Source organism: Butyrivibrio sp. (assembly GCF_017940685.1).
Classification (GTDB): Bacteria; Bacillota; Clostridia; order Lachnospirales; family Lachnospiraceae; genus Butyrivibrio.
Genome location: NZ_JAGAYD010000091.1, coordinates 1 through 2479, shown reverse-complemented (window position 1 = coordinate 2479; position 2479 = coordinate 1). Strand labels below are relative to the sequence as shown.

General features: G+C 45.1%; 2 protein-coding genes. Both read left to right on the top strand.

Annotated features, from left to right (window positions below; translation table 11 throughout):
• Window positions 1-155: 155 nt before the first annotated feature.
• Window positions 156-1109 carry a hypothetical protein gene (locus tag J6I68_RS05890; RefSeq protein ID WP_292218450.1) on the top strand — a complete coding sequence of 318 codons (954 nt, stop codon included), beginning with the start codon at window positions 156-158 and terminating at the stop codon, window positions 1107-1109.
• A 19-nt stretch (window positions 1110-1128) separates the two neighbouring features.
• The gene (locus J6I68_RS05885; protein WP_292218448.1) at window positions 1129-2331 is read left to right on the top strand and encodes a hypothetical protein; all 1203 of its coding nucleotides are present in this window, start codon (window positions 1129-1131) and stop codon (window positions 2329-2331) included.
• Window positions 2332-2479: the final 148 nt, after the last annotated feature.

Here is a 2479-nt window from a genome sequence, read left to right as displayed (position 1 = left end):
TAAGCTGTTCTAAAAGTGTTACAATGTCCATGAGAGTACTCCTTTTCTGAGTTTTTTTGTTTTGACGAACTTATTATACCCAAAAAGGTTTGTACTCTCATTTTTTATCTTAATTCAACTGACAATTTCTTTACTCCGTTAGTATAAACAAAGTCATGGCTGAGGATATAGGCCTCGAAAAGCCAAAGGAAGTGCCACAGGAAACGCCCACAAGCTTTAAGCTTACTGGAGATATCGAGCCAGTAAAAGAGCCACAAACCACCGCGGATTTATGGGATGAACTCAAAGCAGGAGAACAGGGCGGAGCACCTTCCACACCTAAGGCAGCCCTGGAAGTAAACGAACAGGGGCAGAAGCTTTCCAAGCTCCATAGTACTCTGCAGAATACAGAAACCCTTACCCCTGAGCAGAAACAGGCATACGCCGACAAGAACGGATTTTGGTACGATCCGGACAACGAGAGGGCATTAGCTGAGCAGGCCAAGGCAGCAGTTGAAAACGACCTGGACGGAATCTATAAGCAGTACGCCGGGGAGAAATTGGATCCTGGAAAACTTTCCGGAGCTGACGCGCACAAAATGTTTACGGCCTCATTTGACTACTCAAAAATGGCACAGGAGGCCCTTGAGAGTGGAGATCAGGCAGCGGCCAAACTGTACAACCAAAAAGCACGTAACATAATGCTCAATGCCCGGGAGGCAGCAACAAAGGGCGGACAGTTTAACGCAGCCATTGCTTATTATTCAAAAACCCCACAGGGGTATATTGATAAGGCTTACGGATTGCTTGATAAGCAGATTGGAGATTTTAAGGCCAAGAATCCTAAGCTATCCAATGGGATTGATGAACTGTCAAAAGGCGTTTCCGATATGCTTAAGGACATTGATGTTGAAAGCATATTAACCGGAACAGACGAGGCAGCAAAAGACAGCCTGCGGCGGAACGTACTTGATGGCATTTCCGATATGATTGAGAAATCCAAAAACAAGCAGCTTAAGAACGCATTTAAAAACTTAAGCCTTACAGATATGGACGAGATCATAGCAAGCAATTACCAGGCTGATATTGCAAGGACCCTCGATATGTTTTCAATGGGATTCCACACTTGAATCCATAAATGATATGACCATGCTTAACGGAGTAGCGGACACATTATCATCAATCCGCTATGCTGATACAGATACGGATGTATTTGGATCATTAGCGCGGAACGTAGCAGGGAACTTTGCGAGCCAGTTAATACCTACCCTTGGCGGCAAGGTGGAAAAGACCATTGACGATACCAAGCGCACCACCTACACCGATAAGAAGGGTAAGGCTGCCAAGTACTGGGATCAAGAATCAAAGTATTATCAGACCAAGATACCAGGATTGCAGGAAGCAGGAGAAGCCCTTAAGCAATCTCAAATACCATCCTTACAGGCAACAGGCAACAGGCTTGCACTTGAGCCTTCTGTGGGCACATGGGGCGAGGAACTTAAACAGCAGGATTACGGCCTTGGAACAGGTGGCAGGATTCTCAATAACTTCCTGAATCCACTTACTACCACAACGGATACAAGCGACAGGGTAGATAACGAACTGAGGGCATTATACGAGGAAACCGGGGATAACAAAGTCCTTAACTACGGCCTCACAGCCTCAAGTAATCAAACTGTTGACGGCGAAAAGCTTTCCCCTGAGGATTGGACAGCCTTCCAAAAGGGATACGGAAGCCTTAAGCACGAACTTGCTGAGAAGCTTATGGATACAAAAGAATACGACAGCCTTTCCGGAGCTGATAAGGTGGAGATCTATTCCAAAATGGAATCCTTTGCTAAGGCCTATACTCAGAACAAGGTTACTGGAAAAGAAATGTCAAAGGCTAACCAGGCACTTGCGGAAAACTACGACAAGGGCGGCATTGATGAGGTAGTTAATACCCTTACTGGAAAAGGCATAGCCAAGAGCGCCGGAGTAAAATCCAACTCAGTAGCAGGTAAGTCCGCAACTGCAGCAGCTGAGAAGGGCAACCTTGAGGAAGCTGCCAAGATCATTGAGGAAAGCAAAACGCTATCCGATTATGGATTATCCGGAGCAGGACCACGGGCAACTTATCAGAAGGCACAACAGCTTATACCAAGCCTTACAACAGAATCCTTTGCCAATACATACAAAGCAATCGATACGGATGGGAACCTTGGCATAAAGCAGGATGAGATCATTGATTACCTGAATAAGACCCATGCCTCACAGGCAGAAGGGCAGAAGATATGGAGCGCATACGGAAACAGTAATTGGAAAAAGATACCTTCACTTGCTGATGGTACCTGGAGCAAAAAGCAAAAGTAACTCATTTGCCTCCTAGTATAGTAATGATGTAGTCATTAAGGACTACAGTTAATAGTTTCTATTTCCAAATCTAAGTAATGATTGAAGGGAGGATTCCCCTCTCATCAGATATCATCAAGGAGCTTAACTAACAGTTATACATGTCTGT

What these genes read in the sequence shown, in the direction of transcription:
- J6I68_RS05885 (WP_292218448.1), top strand. Translation starts at nt 1,129, where the DNA reads ATGCTTAACGGAGTAGCGGACACATTATCATCAATCCGCTATGCTGAT.
- J6I68_RS05890 (WP_292218450.1), top strand. Translation starts at nt 156, where the DNA reads ATGGCTGAGGATATAGGCCTCGAAAAGCCAAAGGAAGTGCCACAGGAA.